Consider the following 21,881-nt stretch of genomic DNA (forward strand, 5'->3'; position numbering starts at 1 on the left):
CCGGTCCGCTCGTTCATGGAGCGGCGGTGAGGGGAAGCTGATGCACACCTATTGCCCAGGTGTTGACGGAACACGCCGTTCCTGACGTCGGTCCGCATCCCGTCGGAACCGGGGCCGATTAACACCGCGGCACCAAATGCCTGCGATCCATGCGCTGCCATAAATGTCTGGATGTGCGATGGAAGACCTGCTCGCCGAGTTTCTCGCAGAGACAAGCGAAGCTCTCGCGGATCTCGATACCGCCCTCGTCGCGCTGGAACGCCAGGGCGGGGACAAGGAGACGCTTGCCCAGATCTTCCGCACCGTCCATAGCGTGAAGGGCGCCGCCGGCTTCCTCGGCCTGCACCGCCTGGGCGCCGTCGCCCATGCCGCGGAAAACCTGCTGGGCCTCTACCGCGATGGCGCGGCCTCCGTCAGCCCCGCCGGCGTCACCGCCGTGCTGGGCGCGGTGGATGCCATCCGCACCATCCTCTCCGGCCTGGCCGAGACGGGCACCGAGCCTGCGGGCGACGATGCCGCGCTGGTGGCGGCACTGGATGCGGCGGCGAACGGCGATCCTGCCCCTGTCGCCATTCCGTCCGCCGCCGCGTCCGCGCGGGTCACGCCTGAAGGCGAGAAGGCCGCGGTGGTTACGGAGGCGCCGGCTTTGCCCGCACCGCCCCCCGTGGTGGCCGAAGCGCCGGCCGCCGCGCCGGCCGAAGCCGCGGCCGCGCCCGCCGCCGCCCTGCCGAATCAGAGCATCCGCGTCTCCCTCGGCGTGCTCGACGAATTGATGACGCTGGCCTCGGAACTCGTGCTGGTCCGCAACCAGCTGCTGCAGATCGCGCGCGGGGAGGAAGCCTCCCCCTTCGCCGCGCCGCTGTCCCGCCTGTCGCGCATCACCTCCGACATGCAGGAGGGGGTGATGAAGACGCGGATGCAGCCCGTTTCCGCCGCCTGGGGCCCGTTGCCGCGCATCGTCCGCGACCTCGGCACCGAACTCGGCAAGCGGATCGACCTGGTAATGTCCGGCGGCGATACGGAGCTGGATCGACAGGTCCTGGAACTGATCCGCGACCCGCTGACCCATATCGTGCGCAACAGCTGCGACCACGGGCTGGAAGGGCCGGAACTGCGCCGCGCCGCCGGCAAGCCGGAGACGGGGCGCATCGCGCTGACCGCGCGGCAGGAAGGTGGCCGCATCGTGATCGAGATCGCCGATGATGGCCGGGGCCTCGACCTCGTCCGCGTCCGCGCCCGCGCGCTCCAGCGCGGCCTGGCGACGGAGGCCGAGCTGGCGGCGATGCGGGACGAGGATGTCGCCCGCTTCGTCTTCCATGCCGGCTTCTCGACCGCGGAGGCGATCACCGCCGTGTCCGGCCGTGGCGTCGGCATGGATGTCGTGCGCAGCAACATCGAACGCATCGGCGGCACGGTCGATCTGCAGACCTTCTCGGGCCGCGGCACGACGCTGACGATCCGCATCCCGCTGACGCTGGCGATCGTTTCCGCCCTTGTGGTGCAGTCCGCGGGCGAACGCTTCGCGGTGCCGCAGGCCACGGTGGTGGAACTGGTGGGCCTTGGTGGCGGCGGTGCATCGGTGGAATGGCTGGACGCCGCGCCGGTGCTGCGCCTCCGCGGCCAGTTGCTGCCGCTGGTGGCGCTGGGCGCGCTGCTGGGGCTGGAGGCGGCGCGGGATGGCGGCGCGCCGGTCGGCGGCTTCGTGGCCGTGCTGCAGGGCGATGCCGGCCGCTACGGCCTGCTGGTCGATACCGTCTTCGATACGGAGGAGATCGTGGTGAAGCCCGTCGCGCCGATCCTGCGCGACCTGGCCGGCTTCTCCGGCAACACGATTCTGGGCGATGGCAGCGTCATCATGATCCTCGATCCCGCCGGCATCGCCCGCATGGCCGGGGTCGGCGCCGGCAGCGCCGTGGTGGATGACAGCCTGGTGGAGACGGAGGATCTGACGCAGGTGCTGGTGTTCCGCGCCGGCGGATCGCCGACGCCCATCGCCGTGCCGCTCGGCGTCATCGCGCGGCTTGAATCCCTGCCGGGCAAGAGCATCGAGGTCGCGGGCGGCAAGCATGCCGCGCAGTATCGCGGCCAGCTGATGCCGCTGGTGCCGATCGGCCACTGGATGCCGCCGGCACCGGATGCGATGCAGCCCGTGCTGGTCTTCCAGGACGGCTCGCGCCAGCTCGGCCTGGTGGTGGATGAGATCGTGGACGTGGTGGAGGAATCGCTGGCGCTGCGGCCCTCCGCCGAACAGGCGGGCTTCCTCGGCTCCGCCATCGTCTCCGGCCGTGTGACCGATGTGCTGGACTGCGCCTATTGGCTGCGCCAGGGCGACCCCAGCTGGTTCGGCAAGCCGGATGCGACGGTGCCGCGCCTGCTGCTGGTGGAAGACAGCGGCTTCTTCCGGCAGATCGTCGTGCCCGCGCTGACCTCCGCCGGCTACGACGTGACTGCCAAGGCGGATGCCGTGCAGGCGCTGCAGCTGCGGGCGGAAGGCGCGATGTTCGATGCCGTGCTGACCGACATCGAGATGCCGGGCATGGACGGGTTCGAGCTACTCGCGGAAGTGCGTCGCGACGGCCCGTGGAAGCGCACGCCGATGGTGGCGCTGACCGGTCGCGCCGGTCCCACCGAAGTGGCCCGCGGCCGTGCTGCCGGCTTCCATGACTTCGTCGCGAAATTCGACCGGGACCGCGTGCTCAGCGCGTTGTCCGCGGCCATCGGCCAGGAGAACCGGGCATGACCGCCACCGCTTCGCATGGGACCGAATTGCTGCTGACCCTGCAGGTCGGCGGCAGGCTCTGCGGCCTCCCCGTCTCCCGCATTCGCGACGTGATCCGTTGCGAAAGGATCGCGCGCGTGCCGCTGGCGCCGCCCGGCGTGGCGGGGCTGCTGAATCTGCGCGGCCGCATCGTCACGGCGGTGGATCTGCGCGACCGCCTCGGCCTGCCGCCCGCCGCGCCCGACGCCGCCCGCATGAATGTGGTGGTGGAGGAGCGCGGCGAACTCTACAGCCTGCTGGCCGATGGCGTCGGGGAAGTGCTGTCGGTGAACCCCGAATCGCGCGACGACGTGCCGCATACGCTGCGTGGTCCCTGGCGGGAACATGCGGTGGCCGTCCATCGCCTGGATGACGGGTTGCTGATCGAACTGGATGCCGACCGCATCCTTGCCTTCGGGGCGCGCGGCGGCGGCGACATGCGTCGATGACGATCGAGCCGCTGCGCGTCCTGGTCTGCGACGACAGCGCCGTGGCGCGCGCCGCCGTGGTGCGCATCCTGGACGGGGAGGCCGGCATCCGCGTCGTCTCCCGCGCCCGCAACGGGCGGGAGGCGGTGGAGGCGGTACGCGCCGGCGGCATCGATGTCGCGCTCCTCGACCTCGAGATGCCGGTGATGGACGGGCTGACGGCCCTGCCGCTGTTGCTGCAGGCCGATCCCGGGCTGCGCGTGCTGGTCGTCTCCTCGCTCAGCGCGCAGGGCGCGGGCGTCGCGATGAAGGCGATGCGGCTGGGCGCGGTCGATTGCCTTGGCAAGCCGACGCCGGGCCAGGACGCCATCTTCGCGGAAGAACTGATCGCCCGCATCAAGGGCAATGGCGCGCTGCGCCGCCGCGGCGTGCCGCCGCAACCCGCGCCCGCCCCGGCCGCGCCGGTGCGGCGCGCGCCCATCGCGCCGGGCTGCGGGCCGGCGGTGCTGGCCATCGGCGCCTCCACCGGCGGGCCGGAAGCGCTGGCCACGATCTTCCGCGCCTTCCGCGTGCGTCCACGGATCCCGATCCTGCTGACCCAGCACATGCCCGATGCCTTCATCCCGATGCTGGCCGAACACCTTTCGCGCCTCGGCCCCGTGCCGGTGACGGTGGCGAAGGACCATGCGGGCCTCGTGCCCGGCACGGCGGTGCTGGCGCCGGGTGGTTCCCACCTGGTCGTCGCGGCGGGGCCGGAAGTGACGCTGGCCACGACGCCGCCGGAGCATTTCTGCCGGCCGGCGGTGGACCCGATGCTGCGCAGCGTTGCCGCCATCTTCGGCGTCCGCGCCGCGGCCGTGGTGCTGACGGGCATGGGCTGCGATGGCGGGGCCGGCGCCGTCGCCGTGAATGCCGCAGGCGGACTCGTACTGGCGCAGGACCAGGCGAGCAGCGTGGTCTGGGGCATGCCCGGCGCGGTGGTCGAACGCGGTGCCGCGCGTGAAGTATTGCCCATCCAGGAACTCGCCCGGCGCGTTGCCGAAATCGCAGGTGCCGCATGACTGATGCCGGATTCACGGAGATCGCGCGGGCCATCCGCGCCGTCTCCGGCCTCGCCCTCTCCGCCGACAAGGGCTACCTGCTGCAGGCGCGCCTCGCGCCGATGATGAAGCAGCGTGGCCTGTCCTCCCTGACCGATCTCGCGAACCGCCTGCCGACGGCGGACGGGCCCGCGCTGCTGCGGGAGATGGCGGAAGCGACCACGACGAACGAGACGAGCTTCTTCCGCGACGTGCTGCCGATCCGCCAGATCGCGGATTCGGTCCTGCCCGAACTGGATGCGGCGCGGCCGGCCGGCGTGCCGATCCGCATCTGGTCCGCCGCCTGTTCCTCCGGCCAGGAAGCCTATTCCGTCGCCATCGCGGCGGAGGAAGCGGGCTTCCGCCGGCGCCTCGACATCTTCGGCACGGATCTCTCGGCCGCGATGGTCGAACGGGCGCGGGCCGGGCTCTACACCTCCTTCGAGATGGAGCGCGGCCTGTCCGCCGCGCAGCGCACGCGCTGGTTCCGGCATGAGGCCGATGGCTGGCGCGTGGCGGAACAGCTGCGCCGCTGCTGCCGGTTCGAGGCGCTGAACCTGCTCGGTGATCTGCGCACGCTGGGCACCTTCGACGTGATCCTGCTGCGCAACGTCCTCATCTACTTCGATCCGCCGACGAAGGAACGCGTGGTCGCGGCCTGCGCCGCGCATCTGGCGCCGGATGGCGTCATCTGCCTCGGTGCCACGGAAACGCTGCTCGGCCTGCAGGCACCGCTGGCGGCGGTGCCCGGGCTGCGCGGGGTGTGGAAGCGCGCATGAGCATCGCGTGGCTACGCGTATGAACATCGTGCTCTCCGCGCGCCGCGCCGCGGATGCGCTCCGCGTCGTGGGATCGGGGGAGCGGATCGCGGGCGCGGTCGCTTCCATCGATGCGCTGTCGGTGGAGGTGACGGGGCTGAGCGGCTTCGTCGCGGTCGGATCGCGCCTCTCCCTCGCCTCCCCGGAAGGGGAGGTGCCGGCGGAGGTCGTGGCCATTTCCGCGCGCGGCGCGCGCGCCGTGGCCTTCGCGCCGCTGGATGGCATCAGGCTCGGCGCGCCGGTCGCGCTGGCGGGCACGGCGACGCTGTCGCCGGGGCCGGGCTGGCTCGGCCGTGTGGTGGATCCTCTGGGGCGCCCGGTGGATGGCAAGGGACCGCTGCCGATGGGGCCCGTCGCGCTGCCGGTGCGGGTGAAGGCGCCGGAGGCCGCGCTGCGCGCGCGGCTCGGCCCGCGGCTGGACCTCGGCGTACGGGCGCTGGACGGCTTTTGCACCATGCGGCGCGGACAGCGGCTTGGCCTGTTCGCGGCATCGGGCGTCGGCAAGTCCACGCTGATGTCGATGCTGGCGCGCGGCGCGGATTGCGATGCGGCGGTGATCTGCCTGGTCGGCGAACGCGGGCGCGAGCTGCGCGAATTCATCGAGGATGACCTGGGCCCGGAAGGCCTGGCGCGCAGCGTCGTGGTCTGCGCGACCTCCGACGCGCCCGCGCCGATGCGGCGGGAAGCCGCCTTCGCGGCGATGACCATCGCGGAATCGCTGGCCCGCGAAGGCAAGCATGTGCTGCTGATGATGGACAGCGTGACGCGCTTCGCCCTCGCCTGCCGTGAAATCGGGCTGGCGGCCGGGGAGGTCCCCGCGACGCGCGGCTATACGCCCGGTGTCTTCGCGGAACTGCCCCGGCTGCTGGAACGCGCGGGCCCCTGCCTGGAACACCAGGGCGGGCACATCACCGGCCTCTTCACCGTGCTGGTGGAGGGCGATGACCATGACGAGCCGGTGGCCGATGCCGTCCGCGGCATCCTGGACGGCCATGTGGTGCTGGACCGCAAGATCGGCGAACGCGGCCGCTGGCCCGCGATCGATGTGCTGCGCAGCCTGTCCCGTACCGTGCCGGGCTGCCTGACGGAAGCGGAGCGCCCCGTGGTGCTGCGCGCGCGCGCCATCCTGTCCATCGCGGCGGAGATGGCGGACCTCGTGCGGCTCGGTGCCTATCGCGCCGGCACCGACCCCGCGGTGGATGAGGCTCTGCGCCTCGCGCCGCGCATCGAGGGTTTCCTGGCGCAGCGGAAGGATGAGGCACGTGCCGGCGTCGATGACGCCTTCATCCGCCTGGCGGAGACGATGCGCTGATGGCGAAGCGCGATCCGCTTTCCGCGCTGCTGAAGCTGCGCGGGCTGGAAGTGGCCACGGCGCGACGTGACCTTGTGGCACGCCAGGCCGGCGCCGCCGCGGCGGCGGAGCGTGAGGCCGTGGCACGAAGCGCGCTGGACCTGGAACTGGCTGCCGGCGGCGGGGAATTCGCCGACAGCCTGGCCGCCTGGCTGCCCATGGCCCGCGCCGCGCGCGAACGGGCGGTGGGCGAGGCCGCGCTGGCAACCCAGGCCGTGGAGGCTGCCCGTTCCGCCCTGGCCCAGCAGCGCGCACGCGAACGCGCGGTGGAATGGCTGCTGGACCGCCGCGCCCAGGATGCGCGGGACAAGGCGATGCGCGCGGAGCAGAACGCGCTGGACGAGGCGGCGCAGCGCCGCGGCCTGCGGGCGCTGTAGCCGCCTATTGGCGCGGCTGCTTCAGGCGCCACACCAGGGCGATGATCTCCGCCACCGCGCGGAAATGCTCCTCCGGGATCTGCGCATCCTCCGGCAGCTTGTAGAGCGCGCGCGCCAGTGGCGGGTTCGGGATGATCGGCACGCCGTGCTTGTCCGCCGCCGCGCGCATCTTGGCCGCGAGTTCGTCGACGCCACGGGCGATGATGCGCGGCGCGGCGTCCTTGCCGCGCTCATAGGCCAGCGCGACGGCGTAGTGCGTGGGGTTCGTGACCAGCACCGTCGCGTTCGCCACCTCCGCCACCTGGCGCCGGCGGCCGCGGCTGCGCATCTTGGCCATGCGGTGGGCGCGGAAATGCGGGTCGCCCTCGCTTTCCTTGAACTCGTCCTTCATCTCCTCCCGCGTCATGCGATTCTTGCGGCCGTGCTGGATGCGGACCCAGAGGAGATCCACCGCGGCGATGCCGCAGAGGGAGACGAGGGTGGCGGACAACAGGCTGCCGAGGCGCGTGGAGATGACACCCGTCAGCGCGCCCGGCCCCTCCGCCAGCGCGGCGACGAGCGATCCGATGTCCTCGACCTGCCAGTAGAGCGCGACGCCGACGGCGCCGAGCTTGACCAGCGTGCGGGCGAATTCCTCCAGCGCATGCGTCCCGAACATGCGCTTCGCCCCGGCGATCGGGTTGATGCGGGAGAACTGGGGCATCATGCTCTTGCCGGAGACGAGGAACTGCGTCTGCAGCAGCGTCGCCGCGACGGCGCCGATCGCGGCCAGGCCGCCAACGCCCAGCATGGCGGGCGCCGCCGCGACCAGCAGCTCGATCGCCGCCTCCCTCGCCTGCAACTGGTGCGCATTGGCGAAAAGGGCGCTGGCGGATTCCATCATCGCGCGCCCGGATTCCGGCCCCAGCATCGCGAGGCCGAGGGCCGCACCGCCGAGGGAGGCGGCGTGCACCATCTCCCGCGATAGGGGGACATCGCCTTCGCGCCGCGCCTTTTCCAGCTTCTGCGGTGTGGCTTCCTCGGTCTTGTCGTCGGCGTCCTTGTCGTCCCCGGACATGGCTCAGCCGAGGCCCGGCAGGAGCGACCAGGCGGCGCGGGCGCTATCCGTCCACTGCGCGAAGATCGCCGGCAGCAGCAGCGCGAACAGGGCAAGGCCCGCCAGCACCTGGGCGGGGGCGGCCAGGACGAAGACCTGCGCCTGTGGCGCGACGCGGGCCAGCAGGCCGGTCGCGGCCTGCGCGACGACGGCCAGCAGCAGCAGCGGCGCCGCCAGCCGCATGGCGAGGACCAGGCAGGCGGCGCTGGTCTCGACCATCGCATGGGCCGCGAAGCCGCCATCCAGCACCGCGCCGGCCGGCAGCACGGCATAGCTTTCCGCCAGCGCCCGCAGCGGCAGCGCATAGAGGCCGGTGGACAGCACGAGCGCCGCCGCGGCCAGGCCCATGAAGCGGGACAGCGCGGTGCTGCCCGCGCCCATGGTGGGGTCGGGCGCGAAGATGCTGGACAGGCCGATGAAGCTGCCGGCGAGCTGCCCCGCCATCACCAGCGCGAGCGCCACAAGCCGCGCCAGCATGCCGATCCAGAGGCCGATCGCGACCTCGCCCCCCATCAGCAGCGCATAGGCGCCGATATCGTCGGGCGCGCGCGGCAGGTTTGGCATCAGGCCCGGCAGCAGCAGCGGCACCAGGGCCAGCACCAGCGCCAGGCGGAAGGGGGCGGGGATGTCCATCTCCCCCAGCCCCGGCAGCAGCAGGCCGCAGGCGCCCAGGCGTGCAACGAGCAGCATGGCGGCGAAGGCGATCTCCGCCAGTTCGGGCGTACCGGTCATGCCGCGCGGACGAAATGGATGGTCACCCCGCGCCACCCACCGCGACGATGCGGTCGAACAGCGTGGTGGTGAAGCCGCGCATGATGCCGGCGGCGGCGGAACCGCCGAGCAGCAGCGCGATGCCCAGTGCGAGCATCTTCGGCACGAAGGCCAGCGCCGCTTCCTGGATCTGCGTCAGCGCCTGCACCACCGCGATGGCCATGCCGATGACCAGCAGCAGGACCAGCAGCGGCCCGCCCAGCAGCAGCGCCGTCCACAGCGCCTGCTGGCCAGCGAGCGCGATGGTATCGCCATCACCCATGGTGCAACCGCCTCCTGCGGTTCAGTTCGGATCGCGGGGCGGCGTCAGACCGCCATGCGCATCACATCCTGGTAGGCCGTGACCATGCGATCGCGCACGGCCACCGCGGTCTGCAGCGCGAGTTCGGCGCGGCCGACGGCCATCACGACTTCCGTGGTGCCCATCTGCCCGGTCAGCCCCGCCTGCGTGGCGTGGTCCGCCGCGCGGGCCTTCCCCACGGCCTGCTGCATCACCTGGCCGAGCACCGCTTCGAAGCCTTCGCCGATGCCGGCGCCACCGGGCGCCTCCGGGCCGCCAAGCCCGGCCGTGGCGCGATAGGCGGCAACCGCCGGGGTGTTGTTCGGGGAGATCATCATCCGCGGAGGGCCTCGATCGTGCGCATCAGCATGCCGCGCGTAGTTTCGATGACAGAAAGATTGGCGCCGTAGCTGCGCTGGGCTTCGCGCATGTCCATCACTTCCATGAGGCTGTTGACGTTCGGCGTCTTCACATAGCCACGCTCATCCGCCGCGGGGTGCTGCGGTTCGTAGCGTTCGGGGAAGGCCCCGGGCTCCGTGCCGATGCGCGACGCGCGCAGCGTCGGCGCGCCGAGTGCGCGGTCCATGTTGTTGGTGAAGGTGACGGTGCGGCGGCGATAGGGATCGGCCCCGGGCGTCTGCCCCGTGCTGTCCCGGTTCGCCAGATTCTCCGCCACCACCCGCAGCCGCGTCGATTGCGCGGCCATGCCGGCGGCGGAGATCGAAAGCGCGCGGTCGAGATCCATGCGGTCCTGTTCCTTCAGCTGCCGCGGCCGAGCGCGGTGCGGTACATGCCGGCCCAGCGGCGATGGAGCGCCAGGGCCATCGCATGGGCCTGGTCGGTCTCGGCGACTTTCAGCGCCTCTCGGTCGAGGGAGACGCCGTTGCCATCGGGGCTGGTTTCCACCGCGTGCCGGTCCGGGCGCGCGCGGCCATCGCCATTCGGCCCGGACAGATGGCGCGGCGATGTCTGCGCCATCGCCTGCTGCGCCGTGTTCATGGCCTGGGCGAAGGGCGTCAGGTCCCGCGGGCGGAAGCCCGGCGTATCGGCATTGGCGATGTTCTGCGCCAGCACGCGCTGGCGCTGTTCCAGCCAGTGCAGGCGCCGTTCTGCCAGCGCCATGGGCGATGTGCGGTTGCTGTCCATGCCGTGACCTTCGCGCGGGGGTGATTCAGCGTTGTTAACCAGGCGGCGCGTCAGCGCCGTCAGGCGCCGCATGCCCGTCAGCGCAGGGCGCGGGCCTGGTTCTGCAGCGCGCGCGCGCCGGCAATCTCATCACGCAGCCGCGGCAGGTTCAGCGCGCCGGTGCTGCGTGTTGCCAGCGCGGCGAAGGCTTCCGTGAAGGCGCCGGCGGGCAGGCGTGGCGCGTAGCGGTCGCGCAGCGCATCGAGGCCCGTCTGGTCCCCCGCCAGCGCCAGGAAGGCGGCCATGCGCAGCAGGTCGCGGCGCGCGGCATCGTCCAGCGGGCCGTCCACCGGCATGGAGCGCTCCATGTGGCTGGCCAGGGCGCTGGCGGCGCCGGTCCAGTCCTGCGTCTCCGCCAGCAGCTCCGACAGGGGCGCGGCGCCATCGGGGCCGAGGGCGCGCAGCACGCCGATCGCGCCCGCGCGGTCGCCGGTCTGGCGGCGGGCCTTGGCCTCCGCCAGCGCGCGGCGCAGGCCGATCTCCCCGGGCAGCGCGGCGCCGCCGCTGTTGCGCAGCGCCTCCAGCGCCGCCGTCGCATCGCCTTCCGCCAGCCGTGCCTCCGCGAGCCGCACGGAAAGGCCGCCGGGATCGGTGCTGGCCGGCACCGCTTCCCGCAGCAGCGTCGCGGCCTGGGCGGGCAGTTCCATGGCCATCAGCCGTTCGGCGATGCGCGCCACGGCGGCGTCCAGCGCGGGGTCGGGCACCAGGTTGGCGCGCTGTTGCGCCAGCAGCCGCGTCGCATCCATCGGCGGGATGTTCGCATCCGCCAGCGCGGCGACGGTGGCGCCGCGCATGGCCACGCGAAGGCTCTCCGCCGCTTCCGGGAAGGCCCCGGCGGTATCCTGCATCAGTGCCAGCGCCTGCGCGTGCTGGCCGGCGCGGCTGCGGAGTTCGGCCGCCCGTTCCCGCCGCTGCAATTCGCGCCGGTCGCCGCGCCAGGCGGGGATGGAGGCTTCCAGCGCTTCCGCCGCCGCGCCGGCATCGATCCGCCCGGTCGCCAGGCGCAGCTCCGCCAGCCGCCCGATGGCGCGCGCGCGCGCATCGCGGTCCCGGCTGTCCGCCAGCACGGAGTAGCCGAGCAGCGCGGGCTCCACCTCGTTCCGTGCCTCCAGCACGCGGGCCCAGGCGAAGCGGGCGAGGGGATGGTTCGATGCCTCCCCCCCCGCTTCCACCAGCGCCGCCGCGTCGCGCATGGCGCCGCCTTCGGCCAGTGCGGCGGCGATGGGCGGCAGCAGCCGGTTGCGCAGCGCGCCGGGATAGGCGGTCAGCAGCGGCAGCGCCGCGCGGAAGGCGGGGTCGGCGACGCGCCCATCCTCCTGGATCCCGGCGATGCCGCGCCACAGCGCAACCTCCCCATCCGCAGGCAGGCCGGGATGGGCCAGGGCCTCCCGCGCTTCCTCCAGCCGGCCCGCGATCAGCGAGGCCGCGGCGGAGAGCAGCAGCGCCTGGGGTTGCTGGACCCGGCGCGGATCATCCCCGGTGGCGAGCTTGAGCGCGGCCTGCGCTTCCGGTGCCAGGCCGAGGGCGAGCAGCGTCTCCGCCAATTCGCCCCGCAGCGAGTCCCTTGTGGCGGCGGGCGCGGCGGCGATGCGCGCCATCAGCTCCTGCCGCCGTGCGAGCAGCGTCGAATCGGATTCGTCGCGCAGGTGCAGCAGGCGGGGGATGTTGGCATGCGCCGCCATCGGGTGCCGCGCATCCGGCAGCAGCGACAGCGCATTGCCAAGCCGCGTGGGGTCGATCGGCGTGCCGCGCAGGGCCGGGCCGGTGGCGGGCGTGATCAGCCAGCCCTGCGCATCGCGGCTGATGCCGGATGCCGCGGGCAGGCGCAGCGCGGTGCCGCCGGGCATCTCCACGATCTCCGCCCCCGCCAGCAATGGGCTGATGCGGCGCAGCATGGCGATGTCGGGGGCGGTCGCGTCCTCGAACACCAGCAGCACGCTGTCACCGCGCATGACGGCGGCGGTGGCGCCGGTGAAGGGCAGGCGGATGGGCGCGGGGCCGGCTTCTGTCCCGGGCGATGCGGCGACGATGGGCGGCGGCGACACGGGGGCGCTGGCGGCCGGCGTGGCGGCGGGCGCCGGCGGCGCGGCGATGGGCGCCGGCGGTGCGGCGATGGGGGCCGCCGCCGGCGCGCTGGGTGCGGGTGGCGGGACGGGCGCCGCGGCGGCAGGCGGCATGGCCTTGCCTGTGGGCGGCGCAGGGGCCGGCGCAGGGGCCGGCGCAGGGGGCGGCGCAGGGGCCTGGCTGGCCGAAGGCTGCGTCCGATCCGGCGCGCGCGCCTGCGGCGAGTGAACTGGTGCCTGCGGCGCGGGGCCCTGGTGACCCCGCGGCCCCGCCGCGACGGGCGCGACCGGATCCATCAGGTCCACCACCACGGATGTCCCGACCGTGAGGTGGCGCACCCGCACGCCGGGGCGCAGCGCGAAGACCATGCCCTCCGCCGATGCCTCCGCCCCCGCCAGGTTGCGCAACGGGCGGCCGAGCGCGGTCGTGTCCAGCCGCGCGGCGCGGCCGAAATGCAGCTCCGCCGTCTCCCCGTTCTGCACGACGCTGTAGGGAACGTTCTCGGGCCAGTCGAAGACGATGCGCGTGAAGGTCGGGTGGATGCCGGTACGGACGCGGACCGAAGGGGCGGATCCGCTCCGCACGTCCTGCCCGGCCACGGGTCCACCCAGGGCGAGAAGGCCGGCGCAGAGCCAGGCGGCGACACGGGTGCGGGACATCGGGCGAAACCTCGGCTTGGGCGAGCCCCGGTGACGGGGCAGGAAGGGGCACAGGGCCGCGGGCGGCGCTGCGCCCGTGCCCTCAGTCGAACAACGCGTCGATGGCGGATTGGCTGATGCCGTTGCCCGGCAGTTGCGGGCCGTTCAGCAGCGTTGCCGCCGCGGCAACCGCGGGGGTGCGGTCGGGAATCCCCTGCCGCGCCCGTGCGATCCGCCGTTCCAGCGTCTGCAGCGCCGCCACCACCTTGGCGATGCGCTGGCCCGTGATGTCCTGGAAGGAACACGCCTCGTAGATCCGCGTGATCGCGTGCTGGAGGACATCGGCATCCACGTCGCCGACGCGGGCGGCCACCGTTTCCAGCGCCTCGCAGCTGTCCAGGATCTCATGCGTCGCCTGGGCGGTGTGGGAGACGATGGCCGCCAGCTCATCCGTCGCGCCGGGGATGTCCGCGACATCCGAATCATCGGCCCGCAGCGCGGCGACTTCCTGCCGCGCATCGGCGATGATGCGGCTCAACGCATCAAGCTCCGACATCAAGGACTGGACGGTCGTGTCCAGGTCGCCCCGGATCGCGACGGACGGCGCCTGGTCAGGCATGGACCAGCACCTTCTCGATCTTGTCGCGCAGCGTCTCCGCGTTGAAGGGCTTGACGATGTAGTTGGACACGCCGGCCTGCTTGGCGGCGACCACATTCTCCGTCTTGCTCTCCGCCGTCACCATGATGAAGGGCAGGTGCTTCAGGCGCGCATCGGCGCGAACCTCCTTCAGCAGGTCGAGCCCCGTCATCGGCTGCATGTTCCAGTCGCTGATCACCAGGCCGAAATTGCCGGCGCGCAGCTTGGCCAGTGCCTCATGCCCGTCGGACGCCTCGTCGGTCTCGTTGAACTCGATCTGCTTCAGCAGGTTGCGGATGATGCGCGTCATCGTCTTGTAGTCGTCGACAACGAGAACCTTCATGTTGCGGTCGATGGTCATGGCAGTCCTGTCCCTTCTGTTCAGGCGGCGTGTTCAGGCCGTATGGGTCACGCGATCCGCGGTCAGGCGGGGGGGCGTGCGGCGCGGAGGCGGGCGAGTTCGACGGTGAGCTGGCGGACCCTGTCCGGCAGCATGGCGCCGAGAACGGGGGCGGCCTTGCGGTCGTTCATCCGTTCGACGACCTGCACGAGGACGGGCAGGTCGAGTTCGTTGAAGACGGCGGCGGCTTCGCGCGGCCGCATCGTCTCATACAGCTTGGCCATGGTGCGCCAGTGCGATTCCTCGCGGTCCCGCGCATCGATATCGGCCTGTTCCAGGCGGCCCTGCAGGGCGGTCAGCTCCGACAGCCGCGCGGCCAGGCGCTGCTCGGCCACGGCCAGCAGGGCTTCCCGCGTGGCGATGGCCCGTTCGCGATCCTCCAGCGCCTCCCGCCGCGCCCTCAGGCCCGCGGCCATCGCATCGGTGGCGCTGGCCGCGACGGCGGGTGCCGCCGCAGGCGGCGGGTCCGCCGCCATGGCGGGGGCCGAGAAGCTGGTGAGGCCGCTCGTCATGCCGGGGAATTCGCGCACCAGCGCCATGCCCTTCAGCCCGAGCAGGAAGCCCGCGATGACGAGGAGGACGCGCACGGCATTGGCGGCGTTCATGCGCTGCGGCTCCGGCTGATGGCGCGCAGCAATTCCTGTTCGGCGCGTGCGCGCGGTATGGCGCTGGTTGCCGCGGGTTCCGGTGCCGGGCCACGCCCGCCGCCGCGCAGGCCCGTATCCAGGCGATCCGCCGCGACGCCGGCGCGTTCCGTCAGGAAGCGCAGATCATCGCGCAGCGCCGACGCGGCCTGCACCTGTTCCGCCACGCTGCGGGACGCGCTGTCGGCCGTGGCCCGCAGGCGCACGATGGAGGCTTCCGCCTGCTTCGTCGCTTCCGTGAAGCCGCGCACGCTGTCCATGACGGCGGATTTGTCCTTGCTGAGGCTGCTCAGCGCCCGTTCCAGCCGCAGCGCGGCTGGCAGGGCGGCAACGATCCCCACCACCAGCGCCGCTTCCAGCAGCCATTCCATCATCGCCGCGCTCATGCCGCATCCTCCGCCGCCCGGCCGGCGTCTTCGCGCGCCAGCACATTCTCGATCCGCACCGCCAGACGGTCGTTGCGGCGGCCAACCAGCCCTTCGAACAACGATGTCTCCCCGCAGCGCAGCCGCACCGGCGCGCCGGGGCCGACACTCAGCAGGATCTGGTCGCCTACCTGCAGGCGCAGCACATCGGAAAGGGCCATGGTCTGCTCATCCAGCACGACGTCGAGCGCGACGCCCGTCTGCCTCAACTCCTCGGCCAGATGTGTTTCCCAGATGCTGTCGCGGCCGAACTTCTCGCCCATGAACTGCTGCAGCAGCAGGTCGCGCACCGGCTCCAGCGTCGCGTAGGGCAGCAGCAGCTGCAGCTCGCCGCCTCGGCTGTCCATGTCGATGCGCAGCCGCACCAGCACCGCGGCGTTGGAGGCGCGGGAGATCATTGCGAAACGCGGGTTCACCTCCAGCCGCTCGAACTTGAAGCGCACGGGGGAGAGCGGCGCGAAGGCCTCCGACAGGTCGTTCATCACGACGTTCACCAGGCGCTCCACCAGCGTGCGCTCGATGGTGGTGTAGGGGCGCCCCTCGATCCGCATGGCGGAGGTGCCGCGCCGCCCGCCGAGCAGCACGTCGACCACCGAATAGATCAGCGCGGAATCGACGACGACCAGGCCGTAATTGTCCCATTCCTCCGCCTTGAAGACGGACAGCATGGCGGGCAGGGGAATGGAGTTCAGGTAGTCCCCGAAGCGCAGCGACTGGATCTCGTCGATCGAGACCTCGACCGTGTCGGAGGTGAAGTTGCGCAGCGTGGTGGACAGGATGCGCACCAGCCGGTCGAAGACGATCTCCAGCATCGGCAGGCGTTCGTAGGAGACGAGGCCGCGCGCGATGACGCGCTCCATCCCGCTGCCGCCGCCATCATTGCCGCCATCGCCGTTGCCGAAGCCGAGCAGGCTGTCGATCTCGGCCTGGTTGAGCACCCGCGTCGGCTCCGCCGCGGCGGGCAGGGGGGGTGCTTCCAGCAGGATGCGCTCCGCCGCCGCCTGGGCGGCCAGGTCATCCTCCCCGGCCTCGGCCAGGGCGGCGCCCCAATCATCCTCCGCGGGTTCCTCGGCGGCGGGAAGCGTCGGGTCGTCGCTCATTGCACGATCAGTTCGACGAAGAGGACATCCGTGACGGTGCCGGCGCGCGTCGCCAGATTGGCGCGGGCCAGCAATTCCTCCCGCAGCCGCTGTGTGCCGACGCTGCCGCGCAGCTCCTCCGGCCGCATCTCCCGCAGATAGGTGGTGAACAGGTCCTGCAGGCGCGGCATGGCGGCGGTGGCGATCGCCACATCCTCCCGCCGCGCGACCTCGAGCCGCGCCTTGAGGCGGACGAAGGATGGGCGGCGCGCCCCGGCATTGAGGTTCGCGACGATGTCGGGGATCTCGACGAAGACCGGCGGCGCGGCCTGCGCAGCGCCCACTTCGTCATGCTGGGCGGCGCCGCCGGCGAAGGGGCCGAGCTGCAGGAAGAAGGCGGCGCCCGCCCCGCCACCGGCGAGCAGGACCACGGCGGCACCGATGATGATGAGGCGCGACTTTCCCTTCTTCGCCGGTGCGTCCTTCGCTGCTGCTGCGCCGTCGGTCATGGGGCCCCCGTCCTGGAATGCAGGATCGATCTATGCCCCGGCTGTTAACGCGTCCTTGCCCGGTGGAACCCCCCTTCAGACCCCGGCAACAACTGGACCGTAGATCGAGACCCGAGGCGGAAGAGCTGCCGTGGACCCTTGCTGGCCGGAAGGCCGACGAGGCGGTCGCGAAGATCCCGACCGCCTGCCCCATCGCGCATCGCCCGGCTTCGGGGGATGCGACCAGGAAGGACCGCGGCGCATGGACACGCCTGGCTACATCGTCCTGTCACGCCTGGCCGCGCAATCGCGCGCCACGGATGTGCTGGCGGCGAACATCGCCAATGCCGGCACGCCGGGATTCAAGGCCAGCCAGACCATCTTCGCCCAGCACATCGCGCGCCAGTCGGGCGCGGAGACGCCGGCGGGCGGCGACCAGCTCGCCTTCACGCAGGACCGCGCCACCTGGCGCAACATGGCCGCCGGCAGCCTGCGGCAGACCGGCAATCCGCTGGACCTGGCGCTTGGCAGCGACGGCTTCTTCGCGGTGGAGACGCCGCGCGGCGAACGCTTCACCCGTGCCGGCCATTTCACCCTGTCTCCCGACAGCCGCGTGGTGGACGCCGAGGGCAACGCCGTTCTGGGCGAGGGCGGCCAGCCGCTGACCCTGCCGCCCGGCGATGTGCGGATCGAGGTGAAGGGCGATGGCACGCTGCAAAGCGAAAGCGGGCCCATCGGCCGCCTTCGCGTGGTGCGGTTCGAGGATGCGCAGCGCCTCCAGGCCGAAGGCAGCCGCCTGTTCAACGCCCCGCAGGGTATGGATGCGCTGCCCGTCGAGGCACCCGGCGTGGTGCAGGGGGCTGTCGAGGAATCCAATGTCAGCCCGGTGGCGGAGCTGACGCGCCTGACCGCGGGCCTGCGTGAATTCCAGTTCGCCGCGCAATTCATCGAAAAGGAAAGCGAGCGGCTCGGCACCGCCGTCGACCGCATCCTCCGCCGCCGCTGAACGAACAGGAACCGACAACGCCATGCGCGCACTCGATATCGCCGCGACCGGCCTTCAGGCCCAGCAGACCAACGTCGAAGTCATCTCCAACAACATCGCGAATATGAGCACGACGGGCTACAAGCGCCGCCGTGCCGAATTCCAGGACCTGATCTACCAGAACCTGCGCCGCGCGGGCTCGCAGAGCTCCGACCAGGGCACGGTGCTGCCCTCCGGCGCGCAGCTCGGCCTCGGCGTGCGCACGGCGGCGATCTACCGCATCTCCGAACAGGGCAGCCTGACACAGACGGAAAACCGCTTCGACCTCGCGGTGCGCGGCAATGGCTACTTCCCCATCACGCTGCCGTCCGGCGAGACCGCCTATACCCGCGCGGGCAGCTTCGGCCTGGCGCCGGATGGCACGATCGTCACGGCGGATGGCTTCCCCGTCGCCGGCGGCATCGTCGTGCCGGCCGCGGCGCGCGACGTGACGATCAACGCGGCCGGTGAAGTGCTCGTGAAGCTGGATGGCCAGGTGCAGCCCCAGAATGTCGGCCAGATCCAGGTCGCGATCTTCCCGAATGAGGGCGGGCTGGAAGCGACAGGCGACAACCTCTTCCTCGCCACGCCCGCATCGGGCCAGGCGCAGCCCGGCGTGCCCGGCGCGGTCGGCTACGGCCAGATCCAGCAGGGTTTTCTTGAGTCGAGCAACGTGAACGTGGTGCAGGAGATCACGAACCTCATCACCGCGCAGCGCGCCTATGAGATGAACAGCAAGGTCATCACTGCGGGTGACGAGATGCTGTCCACCCTGACGCGGATGCGCTGATGCGCGCGCTGTCGTCCCTGCTGGCGCTGTCGCTGCTCGCCCTGCCGGTTCTCGTGCAGGGGCCTGCAGCGCGCGCGCAGGCCCCCGCGCCCCGCGCGCAGGCGGTGGTGGAGGCGTCGGTCGTGACGCTGGGCGACATCTTCGAGAATGCGGGCCCGCGCGCCGATACGACGCTCGGCCCCGCCCCCGCGCCGGGCCGGCGCTTCGTGGTCGAGGCAGCGCAGCTCGCCGCCATCGCGCGCGACTACGGCCTGGCCTGGCGCCCGATGGCGGGCGATGAGCGGGTTGTCGTGGAACGCCCCGGCCGCGCCATGCGGCGGGAGGAAGTGCTGGAACCGCTGCGGCTGGAACTGGTGGCGCTGGGCGCCGATCCGGAACTGGAACTCGACATCCCGGGCTTCCAGCCCCCCAACCTGCCCGCCGGCGCACCGGATGCCCGCATCGCCGTCGATGGCGCGCTGTGGGATGGCGCCACGCGCCGCTTCTCCGCCACGCTGGTCGTGGTGGCGGAGGGCATGCCCACCTTCAACCAGCGTGTCAGCGGCCGCGCCGTCGCCATGCGCGATGTCGTCGTCGCCGCCCGGGCCTTGCGGGCCGGGGAAATGGTGATGCCCGCCGACGTCACCGTCACGCGCCACGCGGTGGATCGCGCCGCCGCGAATGCAGCGGAGGATGCGGATCTGGTCGTGGGCCAGCGCCTTCGCCGCGCCGTCGCCGCTGGACAGGCACTGGCCGCCGCCGATGTCGTGGCCGTGCCGGTCATCCCCCGCGATTCCATCGTGCAGCTCACGCATCAGGCGCCCGGCCTGACACTCATCGCGCAGGCCCGCGCGCTGGAGGACGGGTTCCGCGGGCGGACCGTCCTTGTCCTCAACCTCGGCACCGGCAGCGTCGTGCAGGCGGAGGTGCTGGGCCCGGGCCGCGCCCGCGCCATCGGCACCGCACCCGCCAACAGCCTGCCTCCCGCCATCGCCGCCCGCGTCAACCGCAGGGAACAAGCCTCAAGATGAAGCCCGCCCTCCCCCTTATCCTGGTCCTGTCGCTGGCGGGCTGTTCGGAACGGCTGTCGGAACTCGGCCGCGCGCCTTCGATGGCGCCGATCGAGAACCCGGGCGGTGCCCGCCCCATCAGCATGCCGATGCCGGCCGCGCAGACTGTGCCGGCGGAAGCCAATTCGCTGTGGCGCCAGGGCAGCCGGACCTTCCTGCGCGACCAGCGCGCGGCACAGGTCGGCGACCTCGTCACCGTCCTCGTCGCCATCGAGGATCGCGCACAGCTGCAGAACACCACGGAACGGTCGCGCGCCAACACCGAATCGCTGGGGCTGCCGCGGATCCTGGGCATCGAATCCAGCTATGCGCGCCTGCTGCCAGGGGGCATCGATCCCTCCCGCCTCGTCTCTGGCGCTTCCGACAGTTCCTCCGCCGGCTCCGGCCAGATCCAGCGGACGGAAACCGTCACGCTGCGCGTTGCCGCCACGGTCACGCAGACGCTGCCGAACGGCAACCTTGTCGTCGCGGGGCGCCAGCAGGTGCGGGTCAATCATGAACTGCGCGACCTCCAGGTCTCCGGCATCATCCGGCCGCAGGACATCGCCAGCGACAACACGGTCAAGCATGACCGGCTGGCGGAAGCGCGGATCGCCTATGGCGGGCGCGGCACGATGAGCGATGTGCAGCAGCCCCGCTACGGGCAGCAGCTGCTCGACATCATCCTGCCGTTCTGACCATGCGCAGCCTCATCTTCCTGCTCGGCCTGCTCGTCTCCCTGCCCGCCTTCGGCCAGGGCGGCGTGCGCGTCAAGGACATCGCGGATGTCGAAGGCATGCGCGACAACCAGCTGGTGGGCTACGGCCTCGTCGTCGGCCTGAACGGAACCGGCGACCGCCTGCGCAACGCGGTGTTCACGCGCCAGTCGCTGATCGGCATGCTGGAACGCCTCGGCGTCAATACGCGCGACCAGGAACGCCAGCTGGAGACGCGCAACGTCGCGGCCGTGATGGTCACGGCGAACCTGCCGGGCTTTGCCCGCACCGGCAGCCGCATCGACATCTCCGTCTCCGCGCTGGGCGATGCCACGAACCTCACCGGCGGCACGCTGGTGGTGACGCCGCTCCTGGGCGCGGATGGCGAAGTCTATGCCGTGGCGCAGGGCGCCGTCGCCACCGGCGCCATCGCGGCGCGCGGCGCGGCCAGTTCCGTCACGCGCGGCGTGCCGACGGCGGCGCGCATCACCAATGGCGCGATCGTGGAACGGGAAGTGCCCTTCGCCTTCGCCTCCCGCCCCGTCGTCCGCCTGGCGCTGCGCAACCCGGACCTGACCACGGCGCGGCGCATTGCCGCCGCGGTGAACCGCTTCGCCCCCGGCAACCCCGCCAGCGCGACGGATCCCCGCAGCGTCACCATCTCCCTCGCTGGCCGCGACGCCATCGGCTTCATCGCGGAGATCGAGCAGCTGCGCGTGGAGCCCGACAACGTCGCGCGCGTGGTGATCGAGGAAGCCTCCGGCACCATCGTCATGGGCGCGAATGTCCGCATCTCCACCGTGGCCATCGCGCAGGGCAACCTGACCATCCGCGTGACGGAAACGCCGCAGGTGAGCCAGCCGGGGGCTCTGTCCAACGGCCAGACCGTGGTGGTGCCCCGGACCAACATCGAAGTGGACGACCAGAACGAAAGGCGGCTCGGCATCCTCCGCGGCGGCACCACGCTGCAGGACCTCGTGCAGGGGCTGAACCAGCTGGGTGTCGGGCCGCGCGACATGATCTCCATCCTGCAGACCATCAAGGCGGCCGGCGCCCTGCAGGCCGAACTGGAAGTGAGGTAGTGGCCATGGAAATCCCATCGCGTCCGCCAGGCGGCATCATGCCCGCCATCAACGCGCCCCGCGCGCCAGCCGCCGGGACCACAACCGCCGCGCAGCGCGCCGCGGCACAGAATTTCGAGGGCCAGGTGCTGGGCGCGCTGCTCCAGCCGATGTTCGCAGGCATGGCAAGCAAGGGCCTGTTCTCCGGCGGACCGGGTGAGGCGCAATGGCGCCCCATGCTGGTGCAGGAAATGGGCAATGCCGTCGCGCGCCAGGGCGGATTGGGCCTGGCCGCGTCGGTCTTGAGGGAAATGCAGAGGACCAGCCGATGACCATGAACCTGATCGAGACCGCCGAGGTCCTGGAAGCCCTGCTGCGGGAGGAGACGGCCGCGCTGAAGGCCGGCGACCTGCGCGCCGCCGCGGCGTTGCAGCCAGCCAAGACCATCGCGGTGGAGCATTTCGTGAAGGTCCGCGCCAGCCTCGATACCGACGGCCCGCTGGATCACCGCGTCGCGATGCTAGTGGACGGGCTGCGCGATAGCGCCGCCGCCAACCGCGCGGCGCTGGAGGATGCGCTGGCGCTGCAGGCCCGCGTGGTGAAGGCCATCGCGCGCGTCGCCACGCGGCCGGAAGGCAATGGCATGCCCGGCTATGCGCGCCCCGCGCGCCCGGGTGCCGGCGCGGTCGCCTTCTCCGTCCGCGCCTGATCCGCTCGGTTAACAGCGAATAAACGGCCAGGGTT

At 72.0% G+C, this 21,881-nt stretch carries 26 protein-coding genes; 13 read left to right on the plus strand and 13 right to left on the minus strand.

Annotated features, from left to right (window positions below):
* The first annotated feature begins 178 nt into the window (after window positions 1-178).
* The 6 genes from ACTIE5_RS10915 to ACTIE5_RS10940 are packed head-to-tail and all read left to right on the plus strand — an operon-like array spanning window position 179 to window position 6,811.
* Entirely contained in the window at window positions 179-2,740 is a 2,562-nt protein-coding gene (locus ACTIE5_RS10915; protein ID WP_439549728.1) for a hybrid sensor histidine kinase/response regulator, read from the plus strand.
* Complete coding sequence (locus ACTIE5_RS10920) at window positions 2,737-3,207, plus strand: chemotaxis protein CheW (protein WP_439549729.1); 471 nt, start codon at window positions 2,737-2,739, stop codon at window positions 3,205-3,207. The genes ACTIE5_RS10915 and ACTIE5_RS10920 overlap by 4 nt, the downstream gene beginning before the upstream one ends.
* Window positions 3,204-4,247, plus strand: a complete 1,044-nt coding sequence (cheB, locus tag ACTIE5_RS10925) for a chemotaxis-specific protein-glutamate methyltransferase CheB (RefSeq protein WP_439549730.1) — start codon at window positions 3,204-3,206, stop codon at window positions 4,245-4,247. The genes ACTIE5_RS10920 and cheB overlap by 4 nt, the downstream gene beginning before the upstream one ends.
* Entirely contained in the window at window positions 4,244-5,044 is an 801-nt protein-coding gene (locus ACTIE5_RS10930; protein ID WP_439549731.1) for a CheR family methyltransferase, read from the plus strand. Before cheB ends, ACTIE5_RS10930 begins: the two co-directional genes overlap by 4 nt.
* A gap of 7 nt (window positions 5,045-5,051) precedes the next feature.
* Window positions 5,052-6,395, plus strand: coding sequence for a FliI/YscN family ATPase (locus ACTIE5_RS10935; RefSeq protein ID WP_439549732.1), 1,344 nt, complete (start codon window positions 5,052-5,054; stop codon window positions 6,393-6,395).
* Entirely contained in the window at window positions 6,395-6,811 is a 417-nt protein-coding gene (locus tag ACTIE5_RS10940; RefSeq protein ID WP_439549733.1) for a flagellar FliJ family protein, read from the plus strand. Before ACTIE5_RS10935 ends, ACTIE5_RS10940 begins: the two co-directional genes overlap by 1 nt.
* Window positions 6,812-6,815: 4 nt before the next feature.
* Here ACTIE5_RS10940 and ACTIE5_RS10945 read toward each other — a convergent pair whose 3' ends face one another.
* From ACTIE5_RS10945 to ACTIE5_RS11005, 13 genes are all read right to left on the minus strand, one after another.
* Window positions 6,816-7,868, minus strand: a complete 1,053-nt coding sequence (locus ACTIE5_RS10945; RefSeq protein WP_439549734.1) for an EscU/YscU/HrcU family type III secretion system export apparatus switch protein — start codon at window positions 7,866-7,868, stop codon at window positions 6,816-6,818.
* Window positions 7,869-7,871: 3 nt separating this feature from the next.
* Window positions 7,872-8,639, minus strand: coding sequence for a flagellar biosynthetic protein FliR (locus ACTIE5_RS10950; RefSeq protein ID WP_439549735.1), 768 nt, complete (start codon window positions 8,637-8,639; stop codon window positions 7,872-7,874).
* A gap of 22 nt (window positions 8,640-8,661) precedes the next feature.
* The gene (locus ACTIE5_RS10955; protein WP_092953879.1) at window positions 8,662-8,940 is read right to left on the minus strand and encodes a flagellar biosynthetic protein FliQ; all 279 of its coding nucleotides are present in this window, start codon (window positions 8,938-8,940) and stop codon (window positions 8,662-8,664) included.
* Between the two features lie 44 nt (window positions 8,941-8,984).
* On the minus strand, window positions 8,985-9,296 hold the full coding sequence (locus ACTIE5_RS10960) for a flagellar hook-basal body complex protein FliE (RefSeq protein WP_439549736.1): 312 nt from the start codon (window positions 9,294-9,296) through the stop codon (window positions 8,985-8,987).
* Entirely contained in the window at window positions 9,293-9,703 is a 411-nt protein-coding gene (gene flgC / locus ACTIE5_RS10965; protein WP_092953885.1) for a flagellar basal body rod protein FlgC, read from the minus strand. The genes ACTIE5_RS10960 and flgC overlap by 4 nt, the downstream gene beginning before the upstream one ends.
* A gap of 14 nt (window positions 9,704-9,717) precedes the next feature.
* Window positions 9,718-10,104, minus strand: a complete 387-nt coding sequence (gene flgB, locus ACTIE5_RS10970) for a flagellar basal body rod protein FlgB (RefSeq protein WP_439549737.1) — start codon at window positions 10,102-10,104, stop codon at window positions 9,718-9,720.
* A 77-nt stretch (window positions 10,105-10,181) separates the two neighbouring features.
* Window positions 10,182-12,866, minus strand: a complete 2,685-nt coding sequence (locus ACTIE5_RS10975; protein WP_439549738.1) for a hypothetical protein — start codon at window positions 12,864-12,866, stop codon at window positions 10,182-10,184.
* An 82-nt stretch (window positions 12,867-12,948) separates the two neighbouring features.
* Window positions 12,949-13,464 carry a protein phosphatase CheZ gene (locus ACTIE5_RS10980; protein ID WP_439549739.1) on the minus strand — a complete coding sequence of 172 codons (516 nt, stop codon included), beginning with the start codon at window positions 13,462-13,464 and terminating at the stop codon, window positions 12,949-12,951.
* Window positions 13,457-13,843, minus strand: coding sequence for a chemotaxis response regulator CheY (locus ACTIE5_RS10985; RefSeq protein ID WP_092953897.1), 387 nt, complete (start codon window positions 13,841-13,843; stop codon window positions 13,457-13,459). Before ACTIE5_RS10985 ends, ACTIE5_RS10980 begins: the two co-directional genes overlap by 8 nt.
* Before the next feature lie 62 nt (window positions 13,844-13,905).
* Window positions 13,906-14,487 carry a MotE family protein gene (locus ACTIE5_RS10990; protein WP_439549740.1) on the minus strand — a complete coding sequence of 194 codons (582 nt, stop codon included), beginning with the start codon at window positions 14,485-14,487 and terminating at the stop codon, window positions 13,906-13,908.
* A complete protein-coding gene (locus ACTIE5_RS10995; RefSeq protein ID WP_439549741.1) occupies window positions 14,484-14,912 on the minus strand; it encodes a DUF6468 domain-containing protein in 429 nt (142 codons plus the stop codon). The genes ACTIE5_RS10990 and ACTIE5_RS10995 overlap by 4 nt, the downstream gene beginning before the upstream one ends.
* On the minus strand, window positions 14,909-16,051 hold the full coding sequence (gene fliM / locus ACTIE5_RS11000) for a flagellar motor switch protein FliM (RefSeq protein WP_439549742.1): 1,143 nt from the start codon (window positions 16,049-16,051) through the stop codon (window positions 14,909-14,911). Before fliM ends, ACTIE5_RS10995 begins: the two co-directional genes overlap by 4 nt.
* Window positions 16,048-16,539 (minus strand): flagellar basal body-associated FliL family protein, encoded by a 492-nt coding sequence (locus ACTIE5_RS11005; protein ID WP_439549743.1) that lies wholly within the window; start codon window positions 16,537-16,539, stop codon window positions 16,048-16,050. The genes fliM and ACTIE5_RS11005 overlap by 4 nt, the downstream gene beginning before the upstream one ends.
* A gap of 241 nt (window positions 16,540-16,780) precedes the next feature.
* Between ACTIE5_RS11005 and flgF the strand changes: the two genes are divergently transcribed.
* Genes flgF through ACTIE5_RS11040 form a run of 7 tightly spaced genes read left to right on the plus strand, consistent with a single transcriptional unit; the run spans window position 16,781 to window position 21,846 of the window.
* Window positions 16,781-17,524, plus strand: a complete 744-nt coding sequence (gene flgF, locus ACTIE5_RS11010; RefSeq protein ID WP_439549744.1) for a flagellar basal-body rod protein FlgF — start codon at window positions 16,781-16,783, stop codon at window positions 17,522-17,524.
* Window positions 17,525-17,546: 22 nt separating this feature from the next.
* Window positions 17,547-18,332, plus strand: coding sequence for a flagellar basal-body rod protein FlgG (flgG, locus tag ACTIE5_RS11015; protein WP_092953915.1), 786 nt, complete (start codon window positions 17,547-17,549; stop codon window positions 18,330-18,332).
* On the plus strand, window positions 18,332-19,342 hold the full coding sequence (flgA, locus tag ACTIE5_RS11020) for a flagellar basal body P-ring formation chaperone FlgA (protein ID WP_439549745.1): 1,011 nt from the start codon (window positions 18,332-18,334) through the stop codon (window positions 19,340-19,342). The genes flgG and flgA overlap by 1 nt, the downstream gene beginning before the upstream one ends.
* The gene (gene flgH / locus ACTIE5_RS11025; protein ID WP_439549746.1) at window positions 19,339-20,058 is read left to right on the plus strand and encodes a flagellar basal body L-ring protein FlgH; all 720 of its coding nucleotides are present in this window, start codon (window positions 19,339-19,341) and stop codon (window positions 20,056-20,058) included. The genes flgA and flgH overlap by 4 nt, the downstream gene beginning before the upstream one ends.
* A gap of 2 nt (window positions 20,059-20,060) precedes the next feature.
* Window positions 20,061-21,158 (plus strand): flagellar basal body P-ring protein FlgI, encoded by a 1,098-nt coding sequence (locus tag ACTIE5_RS11030; RefSeq protein WP_439549747.1) that lies wholly within the window; start codon window positions 20,061-20,063, stop codon window positions 21,156-21,158.
* Between the two features lie 38 nt (window positions 21,159-21,196).
* Window positions 21,197-21,469 carry a rod-binding protein gene (locus tag ACTIE5_RS11035; protein ID WP_439549748.1) on the plus strand — a complete coding sequence of 91 codons (273 nt, stop codon included), beginning with the start codon at window positions 21,197-21,199 and terminating at the stop codon, window positions 21,467-21,469.
* Window positions 21,466-21,846, plus strand: coding sequence for a hypothetical protein (locus ACTIE5_RS11040; protein WP_439549749.1), 381 nt, complete (start codon window positions 21,466-21,468; stop codon window positions 21,844-21,846). The genes ACTIE5_RS11035 and ACTIE5_RS11040 overlap by 4 nt, the downstream gene beginning before the upstream one ends.
* Window positions 21,847-21,881: the final 35 nt, after the last annotated feature.

Source organism: Falsiroseomonas sp., from assembly GCF_051859025.1.
GTDB lineage: Bacteria > Pseudomonadota > Alphaproteobacteria > Acetobacterales > Acetobacteraceae > Falsiroseomonas.